We start from the raw sequence: 22,211 nt of genomic DNA on the forward strand, positions 1-22,211 counted from the left end.
CGCCTTCCTACAATCGCCGCGAATAGTGTATTCATTACTGTTACAGTTTTGTGGCGATGAACGGCACAAATGGCCTTAAGCCAGCTACCGGACAAAGGAAGTGGCGCGGCATCTCCTGCGGCGTCTTGTCCGGCGGCTACAATTATCGGAATAAAAATAATGAGCCTGCAAAAAACCTGGGGTAACTTTCATCTGAGCGCGCTGGGGGTAATGTTGCTCTCCGTGCTGCTCGTCGGATGCGATAACAGTGTCGCGCAAAACGCTGCGCCACCTGCGCCCGCCGTCAGCGCTGCTGACGTGGTTGTGAAATCCATTAGCCAGTGGGATAGCTTTAACGGTCGGATTGAGGCGGTGGAGAGCGTTCAGTTACGTCCGCGCGTCTCCGGTTACATTGATAAAGTGAATTACACCGATGGCCAGGAGGTGAAAAAGGGCGAGGTGTTATTCACCATTGATGACCGAACCTATCGTGCGGCGCTGGAACAGGCGCAGGCGAACCTGGCGAGAGCCAAAACGCAGGCCAGCCTGGCACAAAGCGAGGCCAACCGTACCGATAAACTGGTCAATACCAACGTAGTCTCCCGTGAAGAATGGGAGCAGCGTCGTTCAGCTGCCACCCAGGCACAGGCCGACATTCGCGCCGCTCAGGCGGCAGTGGACGCCGCACAACTTAACCTGGATTTCACCAAAGTCACCGCGCCTATTGATGGCCGCGCCAGCCGGGCGCTGATCACCAGCGGTAATCTGGTGACTGCGGGGGACACCGCCAGCGTCCTCACCACGCTGGTCTCGCAGAAAACGGTTTACGTTTACTTTGACGTGGATGAGTCGACCTATCTTCACTACCAAAATCTGGCCCGCAGCGGGCAGGGGGCGTCCAGCAATCACATGGCGCTTCCGGTGGAGATTGGTCTGACGGGCGAGGAGGGTTATCCCCATCAGGGCAAAGTGGACTTCCTTGATAATCAGTTAACGCCGAGTACCGGCACCATCCGTATGCGCGCGCTGCTGGATAACGCGCAGCGTCAGTTCACGCCAGGGCTCTTTGCCCGCGTACGCCTGCCGGGCAGCGCGGAATTCAAAGCCACGCTGATCGACGACAAAGCGGTGCTGACCGATCAGGATCGCAAATACGTGTATATCGTGGATAAAGAGGGGAAAGCACAGCGTCGCGACATCACGCCGGGGCGTCTGGCAGACGGTTTACGCATCGTGCGGCAGGGGCTGAACCCTGGCGATAAAGTCATCGTCGAGGGCTTACAAAAAGTGTTCATGCCGGGGATGCCGGTTAACGCGAAAACCGTTGCCATGACTACCAGCGCCGCCCTTAACTGATCCCTTACCTGAGAATCCGACCCATGGACTTTTCCCGTTTTTTCATCGACAGGCCCATTTTTGCCGCCGTCCTGTCGATTCTGATTTTTATCACAGGATTGATCGCCATCCCGCTGTTGCCGGTGAGCGAATATCCTGACGTTGTGCCGCCAAGCGTGCAGGTGCGCGCGGAATATCCGGGCGCCAACCCGAAAGTGATTGCCGAGACCGTGGCGACGCCGCTGGAAGAGGCGATCAACGGCGTTGAAAACATGATGTACATGAAGTCCGTTGCGGGCTCGGACGGCGTACTGGTGACCACCGTCACCTTCCGTCCGGGAACCGACCCGGATCAGGCGCAGGTACAGGTGCAAAACCGCGTCGCGCAGGCCGAGGCGCGCCTGCCGGAAGACGTGCGGCGTTTGGGGATTACCACCCAGAAACAGTCGCCAACGCTCACGCTGGTGGTGCATCTGTTTTCGCCCAACGGGAAATACGACTCCCTGTATATGCGTAACTACGCCACGCTGAAGGTGAAGGACGAGCTGGCGCGCCTGCCCGGCGTCGGCCAGATTCAGATTTTCGGCTCAGGCGAATACGCGATGCGCGTCTGGCTGGATCCTAACAAGGTGGCAGCCCGCGGATTGACCGCTTCGGATGTGGTCACGGCGATGCAGGAGCAGAACGTTCAGGTGTCCGCCGGGCAACTGGGTGCCGAGCCGCTGCCGAAAGAGAGTGATTTCCTGATCTCCATTAACGCCCAGGGGCGTCTGCATACTGAAGACGAGTTTGGCAATATTGTCCTGAAAACGACGCAGGACGGTACGGTTGTCCGCCTGCGCGACGTGGCGCGTATCGAAATGGGTTCCGGCAGCTATGCGCTGCGTTCTCAGCTCAACAATAAAGACGCGGTCGGGATTGGTATCTTCCAGTCTCCGGGGGCGAACGCCATTGATTTGTCTAACGCGGTGCGCGCCAAAATGGACGAACTATCCACGCGTTTCCCTGCAGACATGAAGTGGGCGGCTCCTTACGATCCGACGGTCTTTGTGCGCGATTCGATTCGTGCTGTCGTACAAACGTTGCTGGAAGCGGTGGTGCTGGTGGTGCTGGTGGTGATTCTGTTCCTGCAAACCTGGCGCGCGTCGATCATTCCGTTGATCGCGGTGCCGGTCTCTGTCGTGGGGACATTCAGCATTCTCTACCTGCTGGGCTTTTCACTAAACACCCTGAGCCTGTTCGGGCTGGTACTGGCTATCGGTATCGTGGTGGACGATGCCATCGTGGTGGTGGAAAACGTCGAGCGAAATATCGAAGAAGGGCTTGCTCCGCTTGCGGCGGCGCATCAGGCGATGCGTGAGGTTTCGGGGCCGATTATCGCGATTGCGCTGGTGTTGTGTGCGGTGTTTGTGCCGATGGCGTTCCTCTCAGGCGTCACCGGGCAGTTCTATAAGCAGTTTGCGGTGACGATCGCGATTTCGACGGTGATTTCCGCCATCAACTCGCTGACGCTTTCTCCGGCACTGGCGGCTCTGCTGTTAAAACCGCACGGTGCACCGAAGGATTTTCCGACCCGGCTTATTGACCGTCTGTTCGGCTGGATTTTCCGTCCGTTTAACCGCTTTTTCCACCGCAGCTCGAACGGTTATCAGGGGCTGGTGGGGAAAACGCTCGGACGACGCGGTGCGGTATTTGCGGTGTATCTGCTGCTGCTCTGTGCGGCGGGCGTGATGTTTAAAGCGGTGCCCGGCGGCTTTATTCCGACACAGGACAAGCTGTACCTGATTGGTGGCGTGAAAATGCCGGAAGGTTCGTCGCTGGCGCGCACCGATGCGGTGATCCGCAAAATGAGCGAAATCGGGATGAATACCGAAGGTGTGGACTATGCGGTCGCGTTTCCGGGGCTGAATGCGCTGCAGTTCACCAACACGCCGAATACCGGGACGGTCTTCTTTGGCCTGAAACCGTTCGACCAGCGCAAACATACTGCGGCGGAAATTAACGCTGAGATCAACGCAAAAATCGCGCAAATCCAGGAAGGCTTTGGCTTCTCCATCCTGCCACCGCCGATTTTAGGTCTGGGTCAGGGGTCGGGCTATTCGCTGTACATCCAGGATCGCGGTGGTCTGGGCTATGGCGCGCTGCAAAACGCGGTGAACACCATGTCCGGTGCGATTATGCAAACGCCGGGGATGCATTTCCCGATCTCAACGTACCAGGCTAACGTGCCGCAGCTGGACGTGCAGGTTGACCGCGATAAGGCGAAAGCGCAGGGCGTGTTGCTGACCGATCTTTTCGGTACGCTGCAGACCTATCTGGGTTCGTCGTACGTGAATGACTTCAACCAGTTCGGGCGTACCTGGCGCGTGATGGCGCAGGCCGATGGGCAGTTCCGTGACAGCGTGGAAGATATTGCTAATCTGCGCACCCGTAACAGCCAGGGCGAAATGGTGCCGATTGGCAGTATGGTGAAAATCACGACCACCTACGGGCCGGATCCGGTGATTCGTTACAATGGTTATCCGGCGGCGGACCTGATTGGTGATGCTGACCCGCGCGTGCTCTCATCAGCGCAGGCGATGACGCAGCTGGACGCGATGTCTAAGCAGATCCTGCCGAACGGGATGAATATTGAATGGACGGATCTGAGCTTCCAGCAGGCCACCCAGGGCAATACGGCGCTGATCGTCTTCCCGGTAGCGGTACTGCTGGCGTTCCTTGTGCTGGCGGCGCTGTATGAAAGCTGGACGCTGCCGCTTGCGGTGATCCTCATCGTGCCGATGACCATGCTCTCCGCGCTGTTTGGCGTCTGGCTGACCGGGGGCGATAACAACGTCTTCGTGCAGGTGGGGCTGGTGGTTCTGATGGGGCTGGCCTGTAAAAACGCGATTCTTATCGTGGAGTTTGCCCGCGAGCTGGAAATTCAGGGCAAAGGCATTATGGAAGCGGCGCTGGAGGCCTGTCGTCTGCGTTTACGTCCGATTGTGATGACCTCCATCGCCTTTATTGCCGGGACAATTCCGCTGATACTCGGTCACGGTGCGGGTGCGGAAGTGCGCGGCGTCACCGGGATCACCGTCTTCTCCGGGATGCTGGGCGTGACCCTGTTTGGTCTGTTCCTGACACCGGTGTTCTACGTGACGCTGCGTAAACTCGTGACGCGCGGTAAAGCGGAAAGGGAAGTGCTGCCTGCGTAAGGACATTGCAGATAATAAAAAACCGCCTTCACTGTGAAGGCGGTTTTTTTTCGTAAAAATTAATGGGCTTTTTTATACAGGGCGATAAGTTCAGGCACCGGATCGCACCCGCTGGTATCGGCTTTTTTGACCTCTTCCAGCGCGCTTGCCACAGTGTGGCGTGCTAATACCGCTAACGAAGCTTGCTCCGCTTCTTCGGAAATTGACTTGAAATACCAGCAGGCGTTAGCGCTGACTACGCAGCGAGCCGGTACGTCTGGACGCGACGCCCATAGCTTTTTATCTTCGATGACCGAAAGGTAGATGTCGCGCAGGGTGATCTCTTCCGGCGGGCGACCAAGATGAATAGAGCCGTTACGGCCAAGCGTTGAGACAATAATGCCATCACGCGTGAGCGGAACCATCAATTTGCGGATAAAGCTCGGGTTGGCTTCCAGGCCGTAGGCCAGAATGGCACTCGTCGAACGTTCACCCAATTGCTCCGCCATCGCTACGCTGAGAACCATCTGCAAAGCTGTCGGGAAGCGGTAATCTAACATTTCTCTTTCCTGGGTTGCGGTGAATCTTATTCTTTTTGGCACCGCAGAGGTGAATAATCAATGAGCAACAATATAACAAATACGGTCATTTTTTTGAAGCAATCTGCGGCATTCGTGATCGAACATCCTGGTTTTTTCACCGCTTCACGCTTTTGTTCATCGCGATCCGATACAACTTGAGCGTGATCGGTGGTGAATGGACAAACCAAAGGCTACGTAATCAACACTTAATCAGAGAGAAAACCATGAGAAAAATCGTTTCGTTTGTTCATGTGTCGCTGGATGGTTTTGTCGCATCTAACGCTGAGGGGCAGGCGAGTCTGGACTGGATTTGCATAAGCCCCGATTTGTTTGAATACGTGGAGAAGCGGATTCAGCAGACCGACACCGCCCTATATGGGCGTACCACCTACCAGATGATGGAATCGTACTGGCCCACTGCTGCCGATAAGCCTGACGCCAGCCCGCATGACCTTGCGCATTCGCGTTGGTATAAATCTGCCAAAAAAGTGGTGTTGTCGAAAACGCTGTTGGAAAAAAATCATCCTAATACGCAAATTATCAGTAGCAACTTAAGCGACGAAATCAATAAGCTCAAGCAAAACGCGGGCAGCGAAATCTTATTGTTTGGTAGCCCCTCAGCGACTCACGCGCTAATGGCGGAAAACCTCATCGATGAATATTGGCTATTCGTCAATCCCGTTCTGCTGGGGCAAGGCATTCCCTTGTTCAAAAATATACAAGACAGAACCTCACTCATGTTGGTGAAGAGTCATATTTTCCCGTCGGGGGTAGTGTGCCTGCAATACGAGGTGAAACGAAATCGCTAAAGTAAGTTCTGCAAACACCTACTAAGTAGGTGTTTTGTCGGAATATTATGATTTACACTTTACCAAGCAGAATATTCAACATGCGACGCAATGGTTCCGCTGCTCCCCACAATAGCTGATCGCCTACCGTCAGGACCGAGTAGATAGGTTCATTGTTTAGCGACATTTTTTTGTAACGGCCAATACCCACCTTAAGCGAACCGCTGATATATGCCGGTGTTAGTGTGCTGATACTCTCAGCCTTGTTATTGGGCACATAGTTAACCCAAGGGTGAGAATTCATCACTAATTCTGCAAATTCCTCTTCAGGGACTTCACGCTTGAGCTTAAGGGTTATAGCAGCACTGTGGCAGCGGATTACGCCGACTCGTATGCATAAGCCGTTTACCGGGATCGTGCCGGGAGACAGACCTAAAATTTTGTTCGTTTCAGCCTCACCTTTCCATTCCTCACGGCTATTGCCATCGCCTAAATCGCTGTCAATCCAGGGAATGATGCTGCCCATCAAAGGAGCACCGAAGTTCTGGGTCGGCATATCAGCGCTGTTAATCAACTCACTGACCTTGTTAACTAAAGGAAGCACTGAACCTGAGGACGCCAGCTCATCCGAAGATAAATGGTTACTTATGTAAGCACTTTGTGTGATTAATTCCCGTACATATTGTGCACCCGCACCCGATGCGGACTGATAGGTCATCACACTCATCCATTCGATTAAGTCAGCCTTTATCAACCCAGCCAGGCCCATAAGACTCAGCGTAATGGAACAGTTGCCACCGACAAAAAGCTTAATACCTTCTTTGATTGCTCGATCAATATTTGTGCGGTTGACGGGGTCGAGAATAATGCAGGCTTTCTCATCCATCCGCAGCGCGGAGGCCGCGTCAATCCAGTAGCCTTGCCAGCCATGGTTAAGCAAAGCCGGGTAAACGGCTTTGGTATAATCCCCACCTTGACAGGTTATGATGATATCCATATCGGCCAGGGCGCTAATGGAATTAGCATCTTTAAGCGTGTAGCTGACACCATTAATGACAGGACCAGCAGCACCTGCACTGGAGGTGCTGAAAAAATGTGCAGAAATATTGTCGAAGTCGTTCTCTTCAACCATTCGCTGTAGCAAAACAGAACCGACCATATCTCGCCAGCCAACAATACCAACTTGCTTCATTTGCTTAACCTTAATTACGTTATGAAAATGTTAATTTTCTTCGGGGCACGTTATATCTCATTCCATAATCAAGGTCATTATGAATTGCATTAGATTCCGGCAATATTAATATATTTCATGCGGCATCAGCATTTGTTATACCTTCGTCATATAAAATATCACTGCAACTATTTGATATCTATGGCATTTATCCCATCGTAACCTTTGGTGGTTGTCTGGAATAGATTGGCATTATGGGTGGCATTGAAAATTTATTCCTTGAGCAAGCATCGGCTAAGATGCCAGTGCTATAATTGCTATTATTTTTAGGTGGTACAACAGGGAATGAGCCATCTTGATCAGACAAAAATATATCAGTGCGATTATTCTGATCGTGGTTTGCACAACCTCACTGTTTACCGCGCTGGCTGTTCGTAACGTGCATGATTTACAGAACTATCTGGGGTACGTTGCTGAAAATGGGAAATCGGCACTTTTTCATGAAGAGTCTATTAACCAGAATATTGCCACCCGGCTCTCGCGCGAGTTTTATCGTCGAATAGCCGATGCGCACTCTGACGATAGCGAACGGGCATCAATATGTCAGCAGTTAGAAACCGAGGGTAATATTTACGGATTCAATCTGTTGAAGAAAAACAGGAATAACCTTGAAGGTACGCTGCAAACCCGCAATACCTCGTGTAACGAGTGGGCGGGAGACATTGGCGCACTTTCGGTTATCCACACCGCTGAGCGCGCAGCCCAGTCGAAGTACAGCTTTTCAAATTATTCCGGCTATACGTTCAGGAACATCAGATACTATATCGATCTTGCTCATAACTATATTTATATTAATCAGCTAGTTAATACCCACAACTATACCTTCAGTAACTGGCTTGAGGGTAATAATGGCAGCATCAATATTGCACATAGCGCACACACGATTTCGATTGATGATAATGCCCTTAAAGATCTACTGAAGGGGGAAACCACGCTGTCTCATATTTATCAGGATGGCTACACTCGCAATAATATTATTAGCATGCTTACCCCGGTATTTCTGGGTGATAAAGTAAAAGGCATTCTGATTACAGACATCAATGTTGACGATCTGGTTGTTTCATTTAATACTGTCGATCGTCCGTTGTTATGGCGATTCCTTTCTTTATATGTCACCGATAATGGAACCGGCATCCATATTGCTTTCCATAAGCCATATATCAAATCTTTTGCTTTGATCAGTTATGAAGATTCACTCACCCAGTATTACACTCTGCATGTGAAACTGGATGCTTTCTACGTCATTATTGCGAATTTGTGGCTGTTTCTGCTTTATCTCCTCGGAACCTGGGCATTATGCCGATATGCGTATAAGCAGTTAATCAGACAAACGTTGCTTTCCAGGGATAATGTGACGGATGCAATGACCGGACTGTATAACAGAAAAGTCATTACACCTGAGCTGGAACATAAAATCCGCTCACTCGTTGACAGAGCTATCCCTGTCACGATCATCGCCATTGACAGTGATGGCCTCAAAAGAATCAATGATTCTCTCGGTCACCATATGGGGGATAAAGCGATACAGACGCTGGGGATGGTTCTTGGCAATGTCATTCGTAAAAGTGACTACGGTATCAGGCTTGGGGGCGATGAGTTCTGTTTACTTCTTATCGATTATACGCTGAATAAATCCCGCGAAGTTATTACCCGTGCGCAGAAGCAATTACTCACGATTGACCCGGATAAACTGGTGGCATTTTCCTGGGGGGCATATCAGTTGCGGCCTGGAGACACGCTGGATGTCGCGATGCTGAAAGCCGACGAGTTACTCTATCAGCATAAACGCAGCAAATATGAAGAACGCCGATAAACACGCGTGCATGAGTCAATATTTCTTGCACGATAGCGCTCAGTGTAATCTGATTAAGGACGATCTAAGGCCGAACTGTATGGTGGCATGCCATTACATGGGTGATGTATTTTGGCATTTTTACGTTCGCTTCGGGTAGATATATTCCGCTAATCCCTTTGACAGAACATCGAAAACTAATTTGCAGCACCGACTATTACGCAGGTCTTCGTGCATAACGAGCCATGTATCAAGGTATAAAGAAAAGAAATGTGGAAGTATCCGCTGTAGCGGAACATATCCATTGGCCAGTTGTACCTGGCATATGCCAATGCCTGCACCGGCGCGAATCAGGCTCAACTGAGCCACGTCGCTGTCAGTGCGTATAGAAAAGAGATCCCGATTTAGCTGCGGGTATTTTTTCAATACATTACGGATGAAGGGCGTATTCCGATCAAAACCAACCAGCGCGTGTTTCAACAGATCTTCGGTACTTTCAGGCGCGCCATGTCGGGCAAGATAAGCAGTGGACGCGTGTAGACCGAGCTCAATGCTGCCAACGCGACGAGCAATAAGCTGCTCCTGTATTGGCGTCGTCATGCGTATCGCAATGTCTGCTTCTCTATGCAGTAAATCCTGAACCCGATTGGACAGCACTAATTCAATCGTGATTTGCGGGTTGGATTCCCTGAGCTGCGCAATGAGTGGCGGGAGTACCTCGACACCAATAATCTCACTTGCAGAGACACGTACTACACCGCGAATGGACGCGCTGCTAGCACCAACGTTGGCCGCTGTACGCTCCAGGGTGTTAGCCGTACTCTCCATCGCTTCGGCATGTACCCTCAACGCCTGCGCAGTTTCAGTTGCCAGCAATCCCGTTTGCGACCGCGTGAACAATACCTGGCCGAGGGCAGATTCCAGTGCAGCTATGTGCCGACCTGCCGTTGGTTGCGTAATACCAAGCATGCGCGATGCACCGGAAAGAGATCCTTCTCTGAGCACCGCAAGAAATGTTCGGTACCACTCCCATGGAATAGATGTCTTCATACAAATTTGTATACCTGCCCTATATTGATATGCAATACCATTTAGCTCTGCCTGTACTTATGCTGTCAATCTGAAATCAGCAAAGAGGCAAATACGATGGAAACCAGAGGGAAGGTCTTAATACTAGGCGCTACAGGCGGTATTGGTGGTGAAACTGCTCGACAACTCATTCGGGAAAAATGGGAGGTACGTGCATTAAAACGAGGAAGCCATGGAAGCGAACTTAATGGCGAAATCCAGTGGATAGCGGGCGATGCTCTCGACAAAGAACAAGTCGCCTCTGCGGCGAAAGACTGTTCTGTGATCGTTCACGCCGTCAACCCACCCGGCTACCGAAACTGGCAGCATCTTGTATTGCCTATGCTGCGCAACACAATCAATGCAGCAGAACGAAATGGATCCTTGATAGTGCTTCCAGGTACCGTTTACAACTATGGCCCTGATGCCTTCCCGCTGTTACGAGAAGATGCTCAGCAAAGGCCAGTCACAAGGAAAGGAGCGATCAGGGTACAAATGGAGAAAGAACTTGAGGCCTATTCACAGCGTGGCGGACGGGTTCTGGTCGTCCGCGCGGGGGATTTTTTCGGTCCACACGCTGGTAATAGCTGGTTTTCTCAAGGTTTGATCAAGCCTGGCACGCTGCCAAAAGTAATTTCTAATCCAGGTACGGCTGAAACAGGTCATCAGTGGGCCTATTTACCTGATATCGCGAAAACTATTACTGCATTGCTGGCGCGACGTGAAGAACTTGAGCCATTTGCGCGATTCCATATGCAAGGACATTGGGATCCCGACGGCAGCCAAATGGTCAGGGCGATACAACGTATCACCGCATACTATGGCGTTGTTGCCAAAATACACTCATTTCCGTGGTGGTTTATGTACCTGGCGGCACCTTTCAACGCAACCTTGCGCGAACTTCTGGAAATGCGGTATCTGTGGCGTCAATCGGTCCGCCTGGACAATACGAAGCTCGTGACTTTTTTAGGTGCCGAGCCGCATACCCCTCTTGATGAGGCTGTTCGTATGACATTACAGGGACTGGGATGCCTCACAGCACAAAGCGGATCGCCTCAATAACTGAAGGGGCCGCTGTGAGCGAGGAGCGGGAGTTTGCAATTGAATCGCGAAGGGCATCTATAGCATTTCCGTGAGATAATCAACAGAGGCTGGTCACAGACTCCTTAAAAATTCGGTTAAGTTGCTGCTAACTCAAGTCAGTGGAGGTGCATTGCTCAGCCAATATGACTTTTAGTGTTAGTAGGCGGGTTGTTGAGTTGTTTTCTTATGGACTATTTTGCCCACCCAACCGGATTGTATCTGATTATATCGGCTGAATGGGCGAAAGACTGATGCAAAGGCTTTTATTAGCGTCGTGTTTCCTGTATTAGCATTACACGAGCGTATTGAGTAGCTGAAGTACCATTCTGAATCAGCTTTTTTAGTTATTTAGATAAAAACTCTAATTTTATATCTGACATCCTTTGAGTAAACCCATCGTCTCCCCGGTTTAACAATGTTCCCCACAGTACGATGCTTACAGCAGAGCGTGGTAATTTCCATGGCCGATCGTAAGGTTTGGCTTGATACCTCCCGCTGCGCACAGATTCGAGTCTGTCTCCGGTACGCCTGATCAGCATATCCGTCGCCTGCTGTGCATTAACTGGATATTTCTGTTTGTAGTCGCTCGCTGACATAGCACCCAGATATGCCAGGTTGAAAGCCTGGGCGACGGATAACTCATTGATTAGCTCACGTGTTAGATCCGAAAGTGTTTCCGTATTGCGGGGTTCAGGCCATCTGCGTTCTTCCGCGAGAAAGCCTAAATACTCCATGATTTCTCCCTGCGCGATTTCCCGGGCGAAAGGTATAAGCTCTTTTTGCCAGCGTTCAGGAAGGTCTCCGTTGAGGGTTCGGAGTTGTTTGATCAGTGCCTCGCATGAAGCGGACATATGCCAGCGAACACTGCCGAAGCGAATGCCAGACACTTTTCCATCAGAAACTGGAAAAGCATCAGCGGGAGTTGCCGGGTGGATGGATGCAAGCCCAGATTGCAGAAGATCAAACAAAATGGCTCTATTTGGAATAACAGGAGAAAACGAAAGGCTGCTTTCGTCAAGCGAGTAGAGGTCTGTATCATGTGGTTCTGCATGAGTACACCGGTAAAGCGCCATCAATGCAACTGCTGAGCGCAAAGAGATATCCTCCGGTCTCACGATGTCTTCAAGTAGCGGGGGGAATGTGGACAAATAGCGAGTGATAATATGTGTCTTTGCCGCGTTTTTGTCTTCACAGCGTTTCTGTGCACTGATCCAAGCTTCACTCAGCTCTTCTTCCTGTTCAGCATCACCGCTGAAGTTGAGGATATAGGGCTCAATCTGTTGAAGTAGAGGGGTATCCGAGTGATCTGTACAAAGTAATAGCACGTTGAAAAGGGCTGAATGATGCTCGGGGTTTTTCGTAAGCACGTGCTGGTATGCAGAAACAGCCTCGTTTTTTTGCTTCATGTTTTGAGATGATAATCCCAGGTAAAATTGGACATCACTTCGTTCGTCATCCTTTGCCACGATGACCATTAACTGATAGAGCTCTTTATATAATCGGTGACGGGTCAGAGACTGCACCAGCTCTTCCACTAGGTCAAAGGCGCTTGGTGATGTAATTGAATGATTTTTAAGATATTTAATCACACCAGTGGCAAACTTACGCGCAGATTCTGCCTGTTTATCAAGGACTTCAATTATTAAGGCGTGGTGAGGCAGTTCGGCCTCATGCTCTTGAGCCACCCGGGCAGAAATCATCCAGTACTGACCCAATTTTGCCCAATTGGGGCGGACTCTATGGGCGTGAATAACGGTATAAAGTGAGAGCAATTCTCCCTTGAACTCATCAGGATACTCAGTAACATCTCCGAGATCTCTCGCCAAGTTATCCCAGAACTCTGCGCTAAGCTCATCGGTGTCTGTATAAAGGAAAGCCGATTCCAATGTTTCAATGACGAACAGTGCACAAATGAGTCGATTAGAACGGTCCTTAGTAGTGTCGATAAGGAGTTGCTTATAGGGTGTCAGGTCTCCGCAGGACCAGGACGTCACGTAACCACCCCATCGATTACCGGTAAATGGGGAGAGTGGATTCATTAATCCTGCAGAACTTATGAGTATGTCATTCTTGATTGATTCGAGCGTATTTAAAAAGGAGTCTGCCAGTTCAGGGATCAGATGGACTGCGCTTTCGCAGGCAACAGCCAGCGCTGATCTGTGGGCAATCACCCGCCCCTCAAATGAACAGGAGGCATCGTTTCCAAGTCGGATAAAACCCGATGCGGGTTCAAGGGGATTGGTTTTTGCGTATATAGCACATCGGGCAATCTCAATTTCCCACAGAACCTCCTGTGAGGGTTGATCGGCGAGATGTTCATTTGACTCAAGCTGAGTCAGATATCCCAATGCTTCATCGAATCTACCTACCTCAGCGGCGGCACTGGCCAGTAGCCACATAAATTTAGGCATTAGAGGTGAAGAGGAGTGGGCATGCAGTAACGCATATTGCTCTTCAGCAGAGACTTTCATCCGTTGCATGCTCTCAAAAACGGCAATTCGAAGAGGCTGGCAGTCTGGATAAAAAGCAAGCAAGCGGGATAAGTCATGAAGCTTTTGTGCAGGATCGCGGATATCTGCTGTCCAGCGGCCCTGAATACGAGCGAAAACCGCTATTAATGGGACGGTACTAGCGGAGGTGACGGTTTTCAATCGCGGCCAAATAAGCGCTTCATCATCGCCATCTCTTTTCCAGAAATCACGGTCAATACTGATGAGTTTGCTCAACAGTGCAATACCATCCCCATCAAGCGTTTCAATTCGCACTATCAGGCGTTGCCTGGCCTCTTCGTATTGGTCTAGCATCCATTCACAATAGGCAATCTTTGCCACCAGTCGAGGGTCGGTTTGATCTAATTGAAGGTAGCTGGATAATGCCTGCTCATAGCGAGCCTCTCTCAATAAATCGTCAGCTACTTTTTCCGGATTGCTGCTGTCACCTTTGTTCACCTTCAAGAAAATCAGGTCCGACAAAGAACAATTGTCTAATAAGGGCGTACTGGTTACCAAATCGACACTCCTGTTTATTATTATCGCTTGTCTACCGAAGCTTCGGACCTATGATATGGCATCTGCTCTATTTTGAGTCAATACGGCAGATCTTTTTCAGTGTGTGTTTGCAAATGAGATCCCACACTGATAGCCCACGGAAAGCCTGACCTGCCCCCCGTAATCCACACAAACTGTTTTTAGCAACTTCCGTCTTGGCACAGAGCAGACATCTTTGTCTGTAACTAGACCATTGTTCATTCATAGCATTTTGACGACATCATCCAGCCAGTCTGGAAGATGTTCTCTATACCACTTGAGATACAAGGGAAATGCTGCTTTTTGCCGTTCATTGAGCAGCACAATGACTTCGGTGACAATCCATGCTTTGGCAATGGCAATTTCTCTCGCTAACGTATTAGCATCGTAATGGAAAGAGAACTGGCAATAGCGTTTAGAAATATCAATAAACGCTTGCTTCGTTCCCAGGCCTTTTATCAGAGGCGCAAGGTCGATAGCGGCACTTCCTTTTCCAAATCTTTCCCAGTCGAAAAGAACTAAATCACCGTTTTCTCTTCTTCCCCAATTGCCGGCATTGCTATCGCCTGATACCAGGTTTTGTTTACCAAACAAAACCTCACTACATTTCTGAAAAAGCCGTAGCTGCTGCGCAGTTTTATCAGGTAATGCCAGGAGCTTGAGGGCCTTTTCGAGCGCGAGTTCTGACCATAAGTGAGTGTGGTAGCGCCATTCAGAATTTGCAGGGTAACAGTGCAAGCGTTCCAGCATAATGATGGCATCATCATCTGCGACATCGTTCTGTTCAACCTTGTGAGGAATATATTCCATTCTTAACATACGCATGGAAGCATCAGCAGAAAAGAGCTTTGGGGTCGCAATTCCTGCCTGATTAAGCTCCGTGGCAACGTCTTGATAGAAACGGTACTCCACCTCGCCAACTGGATATTTTTCAATAACGGTATGACCGCAGTCACTTATATTCAGCGCCACGTTGGCAATGCCCATTTTTGATAAATCCATGGCAGACATACACTATCTCTTAAGAATGAGTGGGTTGCACCAACTGCAGCCAACCCTTAAATCGTAAGCAAGCCACAGCCCTTAGCGGTAGAGCGTTTTTTCCGCGACTGGAATAATCAATCTTGATTGCCAGTCCGCAAGCGTCAACTGTGCGAGCTTGCCCAGCGCGGCATAAAACGGATGCCCGGCGTTGTCGACAAACACCGACAGGAAGCGGGTGCTCCACGGCAATAGATGCCAGGCCAGAAGCTGATCGCACTGCGCCTCGCGGCCATTCTCGGCCAGCCACGCCGCAAGCAGCAGCACGGTACCGAAATGATCTTCCGGTTCGTTTTGCTGAATCTCAAAGGCGATATTGTTTTCCCGCATCCACTGGCGCAGCGCGAGAGTCGAGTCGCCAAACAGCACGGATTCGCGGTCGAGCCAGACGGAACCCCATGGCGGAGCGGGCAGGGCGTAAGGGCCGATAAACAGCCGTTGCCAGGCGTCCGTCAGCGGCTCATCGGAAGATAAGGCAAACGTATCGGCAACAGGCAGCAGCGTTTCCGATGGCAGGGGCCAGTCCTGAACCCATTCACCAGCGCAAAGGGCCTGCACCAGCGGTGCAGCCTGCTCGCTGTCAGGAGAAAAATAAAACAGCGCGCCCAGTACCCGGGCGCTAAACGCTAACGATTCACGATGCGATATGTCTTTCATTAAACCTTCCTTGCTCGCGCGGATGACGTCCGCGCGACTGTGTTAACCTATAATACTGACCATAGAATAAACCATGGTCTTGCGTTTCACTCCCTACACCTTCTCGATCTGCACCAGATTGGTGTGCTGCGGGTTGCCTTTCGCCAGCGGAGAAGGTCGATGGGTTGTCAGGGTGTTGATACAAGAGCCATGGTCGATACGATCGCCGTTCATATTGGCGTCGTGCCAGGCTCCCTGTCCCATGGCACTCACGCCGGGCATGATGCGCGGCGTGACTTTCGCTTCAATTCTCACCTCACCGCGATCGTTAAAGACGCGCACCGTATCGCCGTTTTTAATGCCGCGTTTTTCAGCATCAACAGGATTAATCCAGACCTCCTGACGACAGGCCGCTTTCAGCACGTCGACGTTGCCATAGCTCGAATGAGTACGAGCTTTAAAATGGAAACCGAACAGCTGCAGCGGGAATTGGGTGCGCTCGGGAGCATCCCAGCCGTCAAATGTCGAAGCGTAAACCGGAAGAGGGCTGATGGTTTCATCTTTGGCCAGCTCCCAGGTTGCCGCAATCTCTGCAAGTTTGCTGGAGTAAATCTCAATCTTACCCGAAGGGGTTTTCAGCGGGTTAGCCTCCGGGTTATCGCGAAATTTTTTATAGGCCACGAAGTGCCCGTTGGGATCTTTGCGCTTATAGATGCCCATTTGTTTCAGTTCATCATACGACGGCAGCTGCGGATCTTTTTCGAGCATTTTGGCATACAGATACTTCAGCCATTGTTCCTGGGTACGGCCTTCCGTGAATTTCTGATGAATATCAGCCCCAAGACGTTTTGCCACTTCGCTCATGATCCAGTAGATCGGCTTGCGTTCAAACTTCGGTGCGGTCACGGGCTGAAGGAAAATCAGGTAACCCATGTTCCCGGCGTAATCATTGGGAATGATGTCTTCCTGCTCGACGGTCATGAGATCCGGCAGCAGGATATCGGCGTATTTCGCCGATGACGTCATGAAGTTATCGATCACCACGATGGTTTCGCACCTGGTTTCGTCCTGCAGGATGTCGTGGGTTTTGTTGATATCCGAGTGCTGGTTGATGATGGTGTTGCCTGCATAGTTCCAGATAAATTTGATGGGCACATCAAGCTTATCTTTACCGCGAACGCCGTCGCGCAGGGCGGTCATTTCCGGCCCACGAGCGATGGCATCCGTCCAGCTAAAGCAGGAGATTTGCGTTTTTATCGGGTTATCCGGCAGCGGCATTCGCTCGATGGTGATGGTATACGTCGACTCACGCGCGCCGCTGTTACCACCGTTGATCCCCACGTTTCCGGTTAAAATCGGTAACATGGCGATGGCGCGGGCTGTCAACTCGCCGTTAGCCTGACGTTGTGGCCCCCAGCCCTGACAGATACAGGCCGGTTTTGCGGAGCCAATTTCGCGCGCAAGCTTAATGATGCGGTCTGCCGGTATGCCCGTAATGCGAGAGGCCCATTCCGGGGACTTGGCTGTTTGGTCGTCACCCTGGCCGAGAATATACGCTTTGTAGTGACCGTTAGCGGGAGCGCCTTCCGGGAGCGTTTTTTCGTCGTAGCCAACGCAGTATTTGTCCAGGAAAGGTTGGTCAACCAGGCTTTCGTCGATTAATACCCAGGCGATACCGGCCACCAGTGCGGCATCGGTGCCTGGACGGATCGGGATCCATTCATCTTCACGTCCTGCAGCGGTGTCGGTGTAGCGCGGGTCGATGACGATCATGCGCGCGTTGGAACGCTCGCGAGCCTGCTCGAGGTAATACGTAATCCCGCCGCCGCTCATGCGGGTTTCCGCCGGGTTATTGCCGAACATCACCACCAGTTTGGTGTTTTCGATGTCAGACGTGCTGTTGCCGTCATTGCTGCCGTAGGTGTACGGCATCGCGCAGGCGATTTGCGCGGTGCTGTAGGTGCCGTAATGGCTCAGAAAACCGCCGTAACAGTTCATCAGGCGCGCGACCAGAGAAGCATAAGGGGAGGAGCGGGTGATATTGCCGCCAACAATACCGGAGGAGTAGTTAATGTACACCGCCTCGTTGCCATATGTTTCCACTACCCCTTTCAGGTTGCTGGCGATCGTATCCAGCGCTTCATCCCACGAAATACGCTCGAATTTGCCTTCACCGCGTTTGCCCACGCGTTTCATCGGGTAGTTCAGACGGTCAGGGTGATTGATGCGACGCCGAATAGAACGCCCGCGCAGGCAGGCACGAACCTGGTGATTACCGTAAATATCCTCACCGGTGTTATCGGTTTCGACCCAATACACTTCGTCGTCACGGACGTGCAGACACAATGCGCAGCGGCTACCGCAGTTGACCGAGCAGGCACCCCAGACCACTTTATCTTCCACGGGGCTTATGGCGTTTTGCACCGCAGCGGCGGCGCTTTTCACGCCAAAGGGCAACGATAAACCACCGGCGGCAAGCGCCAGAGAACCTAAGGCAGTAGATTTCACGAGTGTTCGACGGCTAATTCCGCCGTGATGTTCAGTATCGGACATGGCTCACCCCATCATTATAATTGCGTATTATTTTTCCCGTAATTACAACCGGGCTAATGATGGGTGGGGGTATTAAATATTAATCCTCATCAAATCAAAGGGGATTGAGGGTGAATTACTGAGCTTCAGCAGCACCGTTGCCCGTACGGGTGTACAAGATTTTAAAGGTATCGTTGGCGCAATGACCCACCACCTGCGTGCCCGGCTGGTCAGCCTGGTCGTTTGGCACAATGCTCAGGGTAAAACCTGACTCCGGCACGCCGTTGTTGATGATTTTCTGCTGAATGTCGCTTTTCACGCGTTCGCAGGAATCCGGTGCCGCCAGCGCGGCCGTTGAAGCACTCATTAACAGCAGGGCGGTAATCCAGGGTAACCGTTTCATCTGTAGCTCCTTATCTCTGTGTGTAGATTAATTTTAGCAGGCTTCGTGTAAACAACTGTATTTGCTAATATGATTGGGAATAATCTCTCTGTACGGTAATGAATGTGAATAAATACGCAGCGATAACGCTATTGGCAGCGACACTGGTGGGGTGTGATAACAACACCGCGCCGCTGTCGTTTACCCCCGAGATGGCGAGCTTCTCTAACGAGTTTGATTTTGACCCTCTGCGCGGTCCGGTCAAAGACTTTACCCAGACGCTGTTCAATGAAAAAGGGGAAGTGTCTAAACGGGTCGCCGGTACCGTGTCGACAGAAGGGTGCTTCGATACCCTGGAGCTGCATGACCTCGAGGCTAACACCGGTGTGGCGCTGGTGCTGGATGCCAATTACTACCTTGATGCGGAAACTCAGCAGCGCAAAGTGAAACTGCAGGGGAAATGCCAGCTGGCGGAATTACCATCAGCCGGGGTGACGTGGGACACCGACGATAACGGTTTTGTGGTGGCGGCGCACGGCAAAGAGATGGAGGTGAAGTACCGCTACGACGCGGACGGTTACCCGCTGGGTAAAACCACCGTCTCCGGGGATCAGCATTTATCCGTTCAGTCGACACCGTCTAAGGATATTCGCAAAAGGATGGATTACTCGGCAGTGAGCATGCTGAATGACAAGCCGTTGGGCAACGTGAAGCAGAGCTGCGACTACGATCGTCATAATAATCCTGTCAGTTGCGATCTCACAATAACGGACGATAGCGTCAAACCCGCCGTTGAGCGCAAATACACGATCAAAAACACGATTGAGTACTACTGAGCATAAAGCCGCGCAGGTTACTGCGCGGTAGGTTTCAGCAGGTTGGCACTGGAGGGTTTATGTCCGGCCAGGTGCTGGTGCTGGAAGATGCACATGCGGATGGTATTGCGGTATTCACCGTTGATAAAGAATTCGTGTATCAACTCACCTTCCACCATAAAGCCCAGCTTGCGGTAGATGTGAATCGCTTTTTCGTTCTCTTTATCGACTATCAGGTAAAGCTTGTAGAGATTCAGGACGTTAAATCCGTAATCCATCGCCAGCTTCGCCGCGCGTGAAGCAAGACCTTTCCCCTGATGTTCCGGTGAAATAATAATCTGAAACTCTGCCCGACGGTGAACGTGGTTGATTTCAACCAGTTCAACAAGCCCGGCTTTTTCACCTTCACACTCCACCACAAAACGACGTTCGCTCTGATCGTGTATGTGCTTATCGTAAAGATCGGACAGCTCGACAAAAGCCTCGTAAGGCTCTTCGAACCAGTAGCGCATTACGCTGGCGTTGTTATCGAGCTGGTGGACAAAGCGCAGGTCCTCACGCTCCAGCGGACGGAGTTTTATATCACAGGGCGCTGACATTAAGGCGCGACCGTGCGGCCAGTACGGCGATCCAGGCAGCGCAGGGTATTTGGCTCCCAGTAAGCATTAACGTTTGCACTTTGCTGGCATTTATCACGCGCGTCAAAAGCGACATCCTCTTTGTCCCACTCTTTTTCCGCACGTTTGTTAACCTTCTGACGAAGGTTGCGGGTGTCATTCCATTGTTCTTTGTCCATGGCGGCGTTCTGGCGGCTCTGCGCGCTATCACCAGACTCAATAACGAGTTTACTGGTTTCCGCTGTTGCTGAGGCGGCAAAGGCGAACGATGACAGCGCCAGCAGGGCTGTCAGACAAAGGCGTTTGCTTAATGTAGTCATCGCGTTTCCTTTTAAGTGAGTGCAGATAATCACGTTATCCCGTTCAGATTCTACACCAAAGTAAAATTACGTCATACCCGTAGCCAGGGTATGGAAAAGTAAAGGACATCATCAGGTATGATGTCTAAATAAATCCTCATACAACGTTAAATATGATCAAAACCACACTCCTTTTTTTCGCCACCGCGCTCTGCGAAATCATCGGATGCTTCTTGCCCTGGCTCTGGCTGAAGAAGGGCGGAACGGTCTTGTTGCTCATCCCGGCCGGCGTGGCGCTGGCGCTGTTTGTCTGGCTGTTAACGCTACACCCGGCAGCCAGCGGTCGTGTCTATGCGGCTTACGGTGGAGTCTATGTCTGTACCGCACTGCTGTGGCTGCGCGTGGTGGATGGCGTAAAACTCAGCGCATACGACTGGGCCGGCGCGCTGATTGCCCTGTGCGGTATGCTGATTATTGTTGCGGGATGGGGGCGAGCCTGAGCGCCCGGTTTTTGTGACCGCTCGCTGATTTTATGATCATTATACTTGTATGGTAGTAGTGTAGTTGAGTAAATTTCCAACATCACAACCAACGATGTAAGGAAAGGAATTATGAAGATTGTCGCGGCTGACGTGTTTGTTACCTGCCCGGGGCGGAACTTTGTCACGCTTAAAATCACTACCGACGAGGGGATTATCGGTCTTGGCGACGCCACGCTGAACGGGCGCGAACTTTCCGTAGCGTCTTATCTGAAGGATCACCTCTGCCCGCAGTTGATTGGTCGTGATGCCCACCGCATCGAAGATATCTGGCAGTTTTTCTATAAAGGTGCTTACTGGCGTCGTGGCCCGGTTACCATGTCGGCCATCTCTGCCGTGGATATGGCATTGTGGGACATCAAAGCCAAAGCGGCGAACATGCCGCTCTACCAGTTGTTGGGCGGCGCGTCCCGGGAAGGGGTGATGGTTTATTGCCACACCACCGGGCACACCCTTGACGACGTGCTGGAAGATTACGCCCGTCACAAAGAGATGGGTTTTAAAGCGATCCGCGTCCAGTGTGGCGTACCGGGCATGAAAACCACCTACGGCATGTCAAAAGGGAAAGGGCTGGCGTATGAGCCTGCCACGAAAGGAGACTGGCCGGAAGAGCAGCTTTGGTCCACCGAAAAATACCTCGACTTCACTCCAAAGCTGTTTGACGCGGTACGCAGTAAATTTGGTTTCAATGAACATCTTCTGCACGACATGCACCATCGTCTGACGCCCATCGAAGCGGCGCGTTTCGGCAAAAGCATCGAAGAATTCCGTATGTTCTGGATGGAAGACCCCACGCCTGCGGAAAATCAGGCGTGCTTCCGCCTGATCCGCCAGCACACCGTTACGCCAATTGCGGTGGGTGAAGTGTTTAACAGTATCTGGGACTGCAAACAGCTCATTGAGGAGCAGCTTATCGACTATATCCGTACCACCATTACCCATGCGGGGGGGATCACCGGGATGCGCCGCATCGCGGATTTTGCCTCGCTCTACCAGGTGCGTACGGGTTCACACGGCCCGTCGGATCTCTCGCCAGTGTGCCATGCGGCCGCGCTGCATTTCGACCTGTGGGTACCGAACTTTGGCGTGCAGGAATATATGGGCTATTCCGAACAGATGCTGGAGGTCTTCCCGCACAGCTGGCGCTTTGATAATGGTTATATGCACCCGGGCGATAAGCCGGGCCTGGGCATTGAATTTGATGAAAAGCTGGCAGCGAAGTATCCGTACGATCCTGCCTATCTGCCGGTGGCCCGTCTTGAAGACGGCACACTGTGGAACTGGTAAGTGA

The 22,211-nt window shown here is 51.4% G+C and carries 18 protein-coding genes; 8 read left to right on the forward strand and 10 right to left on the reverse strand.

Going from position 1 to position 22,211, the window contains the following annotated elements; genetic code table 11:
• The first annotated feature begins 159 nt into the window (after positions 1-159).
• On the forward strand, positions 160-1,335 hold the full coding sequence (locus AAHF05_RS10135; RefSeq protein WP_049005664.1) for an efflux RND transporter periplasmic adaptor subunit: 1,176 nt from the start codon (positions 160-162) through the stop codon (positions 1,333-1,335).
• 23 nt (positions 1,336-1,358) lie between these two features.
• The gene (gene oqxB / locus AAHF05_RS10140) at positions 1,359-4,511 is read left to right on the forward strand and encodes a multidrug efflux RND transporter permease subunit OqxB (RefSeq protein WP_129324838.1); all 3,153 of its coding nucleotides are present in this window, start codon (positions 1,359-1,361) and stop codon (positions 4,509-4,511) included.
• A gap of 59 nt (positions 4,512-4,570) precedes the next feature.
• On the opposite strand, the gene AAHF05_RS10145 is transcribed toward oqxB, so the two are convergent.
• Positions 4,571-5,050, reverse strand: coding sequence for an Rrf2 family transcriptional regulator (locus AAHF05_RS10145; RefSeq protein ID WP_028017381.1), 480 nt, complete (start codon positions 5,048-5,050; stop codon positions 4,571-4,573).
• Positions 5,051-5,295: 245 nt separating this feature from the next.
• Here AAHF05_RS10145 and AAHF05_RS10150 point away from each other — a divergent pair, with 245 nt between their 5' ends.
• Positions 5,296-5,880, forward strand: a complete 585-nt coding sequence (locus AAHF05_RS10150) for a dihydrofolate reductase family protein (protein WP_049005660.1) — start codon at positions 5,296-5,298, stop codon at positions 5,878-5,880.
• 52 nt (positions 5,881-5,932) lie between these two features.
• On the opposite strand, the gene asd is transcribed toward AAHF05_RS10150, so the two are convergent.
• Positions 5,933-7,051, reverse strand: coding sequence for an aspartate-semialdehyde dehydrogenase (gene asd / locus AAHF05_RS10155; protein ID WP_129324837.1), 1,119 nt, complete (start codon positions 7,049-7,051; stop codon positions 5,933-5,935).
• Positions 7,052-7,385: 334 nt separating this feature from the next.
• Between asd and dgcJ the strand changes: the two genes are divergently transcribed.
• Complete coding sequence (gene dgcJ, locus AAHF05_RS10160; protein WP_241697896.1) at positions 7,386-8,903, forward strand: diguanylate cyclase DgcJ; 1,518 nt, start codon at positions 7,386-7,388, stop codon at positions 8,901-8,903.
• Positions 8,904-9,023: 120 nt separating this feature from the next.
• On the opposite strand, the gene AAHF05_RS10165 is transcribed toward dgcJ, so the two are convergent.
• Positions 9,024-9,932: a LysR family transcriptional regulator gene (locus AAHF05_RS10165; protein ID WP_049005657.1), complete on the reverse strand. Its 909-nt coding sequence runs from the start codon at positions 9,930-9,932 to the stop codon at positions 9,024-9,026.
• A gap of 96 nt (positions 9,933-10,028) precedes the next feature.
• On the opposite strand from AAHF05_RS10165, the gene AAHF05_RS10170 reads away from it, so the two are divergent.
• Positions 10,029-11,012, forward strand: a complete 984-nt coding sequence (locus tag AAHF05_RS10170; protein ID WP_129324836.1) for an NAD-dependent epimerase/dehydratase family protein — start codon at positions 10,029-10,031, stop codon at positions 11,010-11,012.
• A 365-nt stretch (positions 11,013-11,377) separates the two neighbouring features.
• Here the strand turns inward: AAHF05_RS10170 and AAHF05_RS10175 are convergent, their stop codons facing one another.
• The 5 genes from AAHF05_RS10175 to AAHF05_RS10195 form a co-directional block, all read right to left on the reverse strand.
• A complete protein-coding gene (locus AAHF05_RS10175; protein ID WP_129324835.1) occupies positions 11,378-14,041 on the reverse strand; it encodes a tetratricopeptide repeat protein in 2,664 nt (887 codons plus the stop codon).
• A 240-nt stretch (positions 14,042-14,281) separates the two neighbouring features.
• Positions 14,282-15,070: a phosphotransferase family protein gene (locus tag AAHF05_RS10180; protein WP_129324834.1), complete on the reverse strand. Its 789-nt coding sequence runs from the start codon at positions 15,068-15,070 to the stop codon at positions 14,282-14,284.
• Between the two features lie 72 nt (positions 15,071-15,142).
• Entirely contained in the window at positions 15,143-15,757 is a 615-nt protein-coding gene (gene dmsD / locus AAHF05_RS10185; RefSeq protein WP_129324833.1) for a Tat proofreading chaperone DmsD, read from the reverse strand.
• Positions 15,758-15,850: 93 nt separating this feature from the next.
• Complete coding sequence (ynfE, locus tag AAHF05_RS10190) at positions 15,851-18,289, reverse strand: selenate/tellurate reductase subunit YnfE (RefSeq protein ID WP_129324832.1); 2,439 nt, start codon at positions 18,287-18,289, stop codon at positions 15,851-15,853.
• Positions 18,290-18,404: 115 nt separating this feature from the next.
• Positions 18,405-18,671, reverse strand: coding sequence for a DUF1161 domain-containing protein (locus tag AAHF05_RS10195; RefSeq protein WP_028017576.1), 267 nt, complete (start codon positions 18,669-18,671; stop codon positions 18,405-18,407).
• Between the two features lie 104 nt (positions 18,672-18,775).
• Between AAHF05_RS10195 and AAHF05_RS10200 the strand changes: the two genes are divergently transcribed.
• Positions 18,776-19,486: a YnfC family lipoprotein gene (locus AAHF05_RS10200; RefSeq protein WP_206737116.1), complete on the forward strand. Its 711-nt coding sequence runs from the start codon at positions 18,776-18,778 to the stop codon at positions 19,484-19,486.
• A gap of 17 nt (positions 19,487-19,503) precedes the next feature.
• Here AAHF05_RS10200 and speG read toward each other — a convergent pair whose 3' ends face one another.
• Both speG and AAHF05_RS10210 read right to left on the reverse strand, forming a co-directional pair.
• Positions 19,504-20,064, reverse strand: a complete 561-nt coding sequence (gene speG / locus AAHF05_RS10205) for a spermidine N1-acetyltransferase (RefSeq protein WP_129324830.1) — start codon at positions 20,062-20,064, stop codon at positions 19,504-19,506.
• A complete protein-coding gene (locus AAHF05_RS10210; protein WP_028017573.1) occupies positions 20,064-20,402 on the reverse strand; it encodes a DUF1283 family protein in 339 nt (112 codons plus the stop codon). The genes speG and AAHF05_RS10210 overlap by 1 nt, the downstream gene beginning before the upstream one ends.
• A gap of 152 nt (positions 20,403-20,554) precedes the next feature.
• On the opposite strand from AAHF05_RS10210, the gene AAHF05_RS10215 reads away from it, so the two are divergent.
• Together AAHF05_RS10215 and manD are read left to right on the forward strand one after the other, a co-directional pair.
• The gene (locus tag AAHF05_RS10215) at positions 20,555-20,881 is read left to right on the forward strand and encodes a YnfA family protein (protein WP_028017572.1); all 327 of its coding nucleotides are present in this window, start codon (positions 20,555-20,557) and stop codon (positions 20,879-20,881) included.
• Positions 20,882-20,992: 111 nt separating this feature from the next.
• On the forward strand, positions 20,993-22,207 hold the full coding sequence (manD, locus tag AAHF05_RS10220) for a D-mannonate dehydratase ManD (protein ID WP_108090004.1): 1,215 nt from the start codon (positions 20,993-20,995) through the stop codon (positions 22,205-22,207).
• Positions 22,208-22,211 lie beyond the last annotated feature (4 nt).

Source organism: Enterobacter adelaidei (assembly GCF_041937165.1).
Classification (GTDB): Bacteria; Pseudomonadota; Gammaproteobacteria; order Enterobacterales; family Enterobacteriaceae; genus Enterobacter; species Enterobacter adelaidei.

Bases quoted from the DNA above. Each gene is read 5' to 3' on its own strand.
- AAHF05_RS10210 (WP_028017573.1), bottom strand. From the start codon at position 20,402: ATGACTACATTAAGCAAACGCCTTTGTCTGACAGCCCTGCTGGCGCTG.
- oqxB (WP_129324838.1), top strand. From the start codon at position 1,359: ATGGACTTTTCCCGTTTTTTCATCGACAGGCCCATTTTTGCCGCCGTC.
- AAHF05_RS10195 (WP_028017576.1), bottom strand. From the start codon at position 18,671: ATGAAACGGTTACCCTGGATTACCGCCCTGCTGTTAATGAGTGCTTCA.
- manD (WP_108090004.1), top strand. From the start codon at position 20,993: ATGAAGATTGTCGCGGCTGACGTGTTTGTTACCTGCCCGGGGCGGAAC.
- AAHF05_RS10150 (WP_049005660.1), top strand. From the start codon at position 5,296: ATGAGAAAAATCGTTTCGTTTGTTCATGTGTCGCTGGATGGTTTTGTC.
- AAHF05_RS10165 (WP_049005657.1), bottom strand. From the start codon at position 9,932: ATGAAGACATCTATTCCATGGGAGTGGTACCGAACATTTCTTGCGGTG.
- AAHF05_RS10215 (WP_028017572.1), top strand. From the start codon at position 20,555: ATGATCAAAACCACACTCCTTTTTTTCGCCACCGCGCTCTGCGAAATC.
- AAHF05_RS10135 (WP_049005664.1), top strand. From the start codon at position 160: ATGAGCCTGCAAAAAACCTGGGGTAACTTTCATCTGAGCGCGCTGGGG.
- AAHF05_RS10145 (WP_028017381.1), bottom strand. From the start codon at position 5,050: ATGTTAGATTACCGCTTCCCGACAGCTTTGCAGATGGTTCTCAGCGTA.
- AAHF05_RS10170 (WP_129324836.1), top strand. From the start codon at position 10,029: ATGGAAACCAGAGGGAAGGTCTTAATACTAGGCGCTACAGGCGGTATT.
- asd (WP_129324837.1), bottom strand. From the start codon at position 7,051: ATGAAGCAAGTTGGTATTGTTGGCTGGCGAGATATGGTCGGTTCTGTT.
- ynfE (WP_129324832.1), bottom strand. From the start codon at position 18,289: ATGTCCGATACTGAACATCACGGCGGAATTAGCCGTCGAACACTCGTG.
- AAHF05_RS10180 (WP_129324834.1), bottom strand. From the start codon at position 15,070: ATGTCTGCCATGGATTTATCAAAAATGGGCATTGCCAACGTGGCGCTG.
- speG (WP_129324830.1), bottom strand. From the start codon at position 20,064: ATGTCAGCGCCCTGTGATATAAAACTCCGTCCGCTGGAGCGTGAGGAC.
- dmsD (WP_129324833.1), bottom strand. From the start codon at position 15,757: ATGAAAGACATATCGCATCGTGAATCGTTAGCGTTTAGCGCCCGGGTA.